Raw genomic sequence first — 6,107 nt, 5'->3', positions numbered from 1 at the left:
TCGCCGTTAGGCTAAAGCCGTAACAGCAAAAGGGCCAGTAAAAATGGAAATAGTGAAGTGACACAGTTTAGATTACAATCCCGTTTAGTGTAAAAAGCAACTCGCCCAACACTGCATATACAAAACCCTAGCTCCGCCGCGGGCTCTATATACCACACCGTTGGCGGTGTAGACTTCCCCAGAAGATGGCCATTTGAAAGTTGAAAGAAGTTGATATCTTGGGTTATACTTTGCCGCAAATGCCCCTGTAGAATGTCTTGATCACACCTCCTGAAAGTCCGGCTGATCCGCTTACTTTATGTAAACCAAACACATAAAGACATGACAACGGACAATACAACCAAAATCATCTACTGGACTACTACAGGATTCATCTTCCTGTTCGAAGGCGTTATGCCTGCTTTAACATCGCATACTGAACTTGCCATCGAAGGGGTCAGGCATTTAGGCTACCCGGACTACTTCCGGGTCATGTTATCTGCTTTTAAAGTCGCGGGCGCGCTGGCTTTGATTTTACCCTTCGTGAAGGGTCGGTTTAAGGAGTGGGCGTATGCAGGGTTTGGCTTCACCATGATCTCCGCGTTCATCAGCCATTGGGTAGTGGATGGCTTCAGCGGTCAGACGCTTTTCCCGCTCTTCGTCTTTGCCATTCTTACCATATCCTACACCCACTACCATAAACGCATGAAGCTGCACCGGCGCGATCAGCCGGGTTCAAAACAGAGCGACCTTGTCGTATCGCGCCTTCAGCAATCCTGAGTACAAAACGCACAGAACAGCTGCAGCTTTTTAATTTACTTGCTGCTGAAAAGATGCTATATTGAATCTTGATCAGCGCTCCTATGAAACCGGCTGCTGACACACGGGCGATCAGAACATAAACCTATGCACAAATACGGACTACACGGCAAACTAACGGCAACCGCAGGGAACGGCGAAAAGCTGGCCTCCATCCTGCTAGAAGCGGCAGAACGGGTGTCCACTGCCAAAGGATGCCGTTTATATATGGTCAGCAAAGACCACAGCAACCCGGACGCCGTCTGGATAACCGAAGCCTGGGACAGCAAAGAGGCCCATGATAACTCCTTGCAGGCGGCAGGGGTCAGGGAGCTTATAGCCCAGGCGATGCCACTGCTCGATGGCAGGCCGGAAAAAGGCCCGGAACTGGAGATCCTGGGCGGGGCAGGCATCGGATAATATAGTTCGCTGCTATCACTGGCTGTGTCAAATGTCCGGCCATATACCTACCTCTAAAAACCTCCTGCCCTTGCAGTTGAGATTGTGGTCGCCACACCTTAGTCAAAGAAAAGGCCGTCTTTATAATCAGGAGAAATGGGCACACGCGGCACCCAGGCAAAAAAGCAGAAGCGGGCGGCGGGTTGGTATAATGCCATCCCCAACCTGCTTTGGTCCGTACTGGCCTTTGTACCCATTTATATATTCTGCTACACGCTGCTGGACAGAAAACTGCTCTATGCCTTTTTAGCCTTCAGCATTTTCACCCTTTTCCTCCCCAAAGCCTTCTTCCGCCATATCCAGCTCGGGAAAACCGTAGCCATATATAAGCAAGCAGGCGTTCCTTTCATCAGCAGGTTTACCCAGAACGGGCAAATCATCAACCGGCTGCTGCGGAAGCAATACCCCCGGCACCGGGTTGTATCGGGCAGCAGGCTCTCTGTAAACAGGCGCGTGCAGCAAACCTATGCGTATGAGAAATTCCATTTCATGCTGTTCAGCTTCTTCAGCCTCGTATTTATATATGCCCTCATAAAAGATTATATAGGATGGGCGCTGCTCCTGCTCCTCACGAATATGATATACAATGTGTACCCCTGCCTGTTGCAGCAGTACATCCGGGTAAGGCTGATACCCTTTCTGAAGAGCAACAACGGCTAATGCTACAGAGGAATTATTATTCCGCCTATGCCTTTGATGGCTGTACATCCTTCCGGCCTTAGGATATCTAAGTTCTATAGCTGGGTGTGTTGCTCTCAGGCCGGGCGGCCTCGTTTTCCCTTTCAGCGCTGTGTAGCTGTTGCGGTTCTGCATCAGCACGAAAAACCCTCTGCACAAACCCCAACCTATATAGCTACCAGAAAACTGCATTTAGCCTTATATTTACAGCTGTTCTTCCACCAAAACATATAGGACTACCCATATGCACCCGTTTTTCATCTGCCTCACCCTGCTCCTCTGCTTTTCCGCCACACGCCCCTCCTTCTCCCAGGCGCCTCAGAAAGCCCCTGAGAAACTGGCCATCTGGTTCAGTCGCCCGGCGACGGAATGGAACGAGGCGCTGCCGGTGGGCAACGGCAGGCTGGGCGCGATGGTGTTCGGCGGCGTGGCATCCGAACGGCTGCAGCTGAACGAGGAAACCGTGTGGACAGGCAAGGATGCTGATTTCGTAAACCCGGGTGCACGCGCTGCGCTGCCCGAGGTGCGGAAGCTGCTCTTTGCCGGCAAGTACGCCGAGGCGCAAAAGCTGGCCCAGGACAAGATGATGGGCGATAAGAAAACAGAAAGCAATTACCAGACGCTGGGCGACCTGCAACTGGACTTCGACACGCTGACGCAGCACGTAACCGACTACCGCCGGGAACTGGACCTGGAGACGGGCGTGGCCAAAGTAACATACCGTGCCGGCAACGTAAACTTTACCCGCGAGGTATTTTCCAGCGCCCCGGACCGGGCGCTGGTGGTGCGCCTGACAGCCGACAAACCCGGCGTCCTGTCATTTACGCTGAACCTGAGCCGCCCCGGAAACAAGGCAAAACTGGAATTAGTTGGGGATGAGATCATCCTAAGCGAGCATGTGGGCGATGGGGTGGGCGTGAAAATGGTGGCACGGCTCAAGGTACTGCAGGACGGCGGAACCCTACGCGCTGCTGATAACGGCGTTCAAATAAACAAGGCCAATGCCGTAACGCTGCTTTTAACGGCGGCCACCGATTACCGGGGCGAGAACCCAGCTACCACTACAGCCGCCCAACTGGCCGCCGCCGCTAAGAAAACCTACGAAGCACTGAAGCAGGCGCATATAGCCGATTACCAGCAGTACTTCAACCGCGTGGACCTTCACCTCGGCACCACCGACGCCGTTTACTTCCCGACGGATGCCCGCCTCATCGCCATGCAGAACGGGAACGTAGACCCGCAACTGGTGGAATTATATTATCAGTTTGGCCGCTACCTGCTCATCAGCAGCTCCCGTCCCGGCAGTTTGCCAGCCAACCTGCAGGGCATATGGGCCGATGGCCTCACCCCGCCCTGGAGCGCCGATTACCACATTAACATCAACATCCAGATGAACTACTGGCCCGCCGAGGTCACCAATCTTTCGGAGATGCACCTGCCTTTCCTGAATTTCCTGGATGCGCTGCGCCCGGATGCCCGCAAAACCGCCAAAGACATGTACGGCGTGAAAGGCACTGTCGCCCACTTCACCACCGACCCCTGGCACTTTACCGAAACCTACGGCCAGACGCAGTGGGCGATGTGGCCGATGGGCATGGCTTGGAGCGCGCAGCATCTCTGGGAGCATTATTTGTTCACGGAAGACAAGGCGTACCTAAAGGAACTGGCTTATCCCGTGATGAAAGAGGCCGCGGAGTTCTGCGCCAACTGGCTCGTGGAAAACCCGGAGACGAAGCAACTGGTGTCCGGTCCCTCCATCTCGCCGGAGAATACCTTCAAAACAAAAAACGGGGAGGTGGCCACCATGGTGATGGGCCCCACGATGGACCATATGATCATCCGGGATTTGCTGGGCAACACCATTGCTGCGAGCAAAGAACTGAACAGGGACGCCGCATTCCGCCGTCGCCTCGAAAAAGTACTGACCCGCCTGGCGCCTACCCGCATCGGGAGCGACGGCCGCATCATGGAGTGGACCGAGGAGTTTGAGGAGAACGAGCCGGGCCACCGCCATATTTCGCATCTGTTTGCCCTGCACCCTGGCCGGGAAATCACCAAGCAGCAGAACCCGGAGCTGATGGCCGCCGCCCGCAAAACCATTGATCAGCGGCTTTCGCAGGGAGGCGGCCACACCGGCTGGAGCCGTGCCTGGATCATCAACTTCTTCGCGCGCCTGCACGACGGCGAGGCTGCGCATGAAAACCTGCTGGCGCTGCTGCGCAAGTCCACGCTGCCCAATCTCTTCGACACGCACCCGCCTTTCCAGATAGACGGGAATTTCGGGGCCACCGCCGGCATCACCGAAATGCTGATGCAAAGCCACGCCGGAGAAATAGAATTACTGCCCGCCTTGCCCTCAGCCTGGCAGCAGGGTTATATCCACGGCATTGTGGGCCGCGGCGGTTTCGAGGTAGACATTGATTGGGAGAACGGGAAACTGAAGCAGGTAAAGGTGCTCTCAAGACTGGGCAATCCCTGCCAGATCCGCTACGGCAATCAGGTAGTAACGCTCCAGACGCAGAAGGGCGAAAGCTATGAGCTGGACGGGAGTCTGAAGCCGCTCTGATGTTGGATAAGATAGTCTATCTATATAGGTCGGACATAGCTGCCTTGTGACGTATCTATAGTAAATGGTGTGATTTTTTAAAATAAAAACAATAACTTCCTGATGACAAACACTTTGGTTGCAGCCGGCTAATACAGGGCCTTTGCAGGTTCTGGTGAAAGGCCTAAAGTCCACCTCAGAGATACGATTCATTACCGCAATATAAAAGCTGAGAATTCAACAGGTGCTTCATGCTGTGGAAGCCTTACATTCTATAGGAAAACTTTAAAAAATGACGATATGGAAAACAACAATTCCAGAAGAGATTTCATAAAAGTAGCCAGCCTGGGATCCTTGGGTCTCACTTTAGGCAATTTAGGAGTGAGCGCTAAAAGCTATGGGAACATTTTGGGTGCGAACGACAGAGTCAGGGTTGCGGCGATAGGTGTTAACGGCCGGGGGTTTGGCATGGCAAAGAATTTTGCAAAGCAGGCGGGGTGTGAGGTAAGCCATATATGTGATGTAGACGCCAACGCGATGGCTAAAACCATAACTGCAGTTGATGAGGTGCAGCGTAAGAAGCCGAAGGGGGTAAAAGACTTTCGCACAATCTTAGACAGTAAATCAGTAGATGCGGTCTACATGGCCACACCGGATCACTGGCATGCGCCTGGGGCTATTATGGCGTGCCAGGCGGGAAAGCATGTCTATGTAGAGAAACCGTGCAGCCACAATCCGTATGAGGGTGAACTGTTGGTCGAAGCCGCCCGGAAGTATAACCGTGTCGTGCAGATGGGTAATCAGCGGCGGTCCTGGCCAAAGATCATAGAATGCGTGCAAGAACTGAACGCAGGAATTATAGGCAGGGCGTATTTTGCCAAAGGCTGGTATACCAACAACCGCCAGCCGATTGGAATCGGTAAACCTGCACCAGTTCCTGCACACCTTGATTATGAGCTATGGCAGGGCCCCGCCCCTCGCCAGCCTTACCAGGATAACATCATCCACTACAACTGGCACTGGTTCTGGAACTGGGGGACCGGCGAAGCGCTTAACAATGGAACGCACGAGGTTGATGTGATGCGCTGGGGCCTTGGGGTTGAATACCCTACCCGTGTTACCTCTGCCGGGGGGCGCTATGCTTATCAGGATGACTGGCAGACCCCTGACACGCAGGTCATCAGCTTTGACTTCCCGGGTAATGTATCCATGGAGTGGGAGGGCCGAAGTTGCAACAGTTATCCGATAGAGAACAGTGGGCGTGGTGCCATCTTCTACGGTGAAAAGGGGACTATCGTAACGACCGGAGACAACGGATACACCGTGTATGATAAAATGAACAAAGTCGTGAAGGAGGTAAAGGACGAGGTGACAACCAATACCTTAGACCCTGCCGGGCCGGGGGATCGGCTCGATGCTTTCCATATAAACAACTTCCTGGAATCTGTACGAAATGGCACCAGGCCCAGCGGTGATATAGAGATTGGTCATAAAAGTGTCCTGTTGTGTCAGTTGGGCAACATCGCCCAACGCACTGGAAGAACCCTGCATTGCGACCAGCAGAACGGGCATATAATCGGGGACAAGGAAGTCATGGCCTTGTGGAGAAGAGAATACGAGCCGGGCTGGGAGCCAAAGATTGTATAGA

Annotated in this window: 5 protein-coding genes; all 5 read left to right on the top strand. The window is 53.6% G+C overall.

What is annotated here, in order from left to right; all coding sequences use genetic code 11:
* Window positions 1-321: 321 nt before the first annotated feature.
* The 5 genes from ABD920_RS08100 to ABD920_RS08080 all read left to right on the top strand — a co-directional run bounded on the left by ABD920_RS08100 (window position 322) and on the right by ABD920_RS08080 (window position 6,106).
* Window positions 322-759: a DoxX family protein gene (locus ABD920_RS08100; protein ID WP_345158154.1), complete on the top strand. Its 438-nt coding sequence runs from the start codon at window positions 322-324 to the stop codon at window positions 757-759.
* 126 nt (window positions 760-885) lie between these two features.
* Entirely contained in the window at window positions 886-1,197 is a 312-nt protein-coding gene (locus tag ABD920_RS08095) for a putative quinol monooxygenase (RefSeq protein WP_345158153.1), read from the top strand.
* Between the two features lie 135 nt (window positions 1,198-1,332).
* Window positions 1,333-1,896: a glycosyl-4,4'-diaponeurosporenoate acyltransferase CrtO family protein gene (locus tag ABD920_RS08090; RefSeq protein ID WP_345158151.1), complete on the top strand. Its 564-nt coding sequence runs from the start codon at window positions 1,333-1,335 to the stop codon at window positions 1,894-1,896.
* Between the two features lie 262 nt (window positions 1,897-2,158).
* Complete coding sequence (locus ABD920_RS08085) at window positions 2,159-4,480, top strand: glycoside hydrolase family 95 protein (protein WP_345158150.1); 2,322 nt, start codon at window positions 2,159-2,161, stop codon at window positions 4,478-4,480.
* Window positions 4,481-4,759: 279 nt separating this feature from the next.
* Window positions 4,760-6,106 carry a Gfo/Idh/MocA family protein gene (locus tag ABD920_RS08080; RefSeq protein ID WP_345158149.1) on the top strand — a complete coding sequence of 449 codons (1,347 nt, stop codon included), beginning with the start codon at window positions 4,760-4,762 and terminating at the stop codon, window positions 6,104-6,106.
* Window position 6,107 lies beyond the last annotated feature (1 nt).

Origin of the sequence: Pontibacter saemangeumensis (genome assembly GCF_039541895.1) — a bacterium.
Taxonomy (GTDB): domain Bacteria; phylum Bacteroidota; class Bacteroidia; order Cytophagales; family Hymenobacteraceae; genus Pontibacter; species Pontibacter saemangeumensis.
This window is presented reverse-complemented; position numbering and strand designations above follow the sequence as displayed.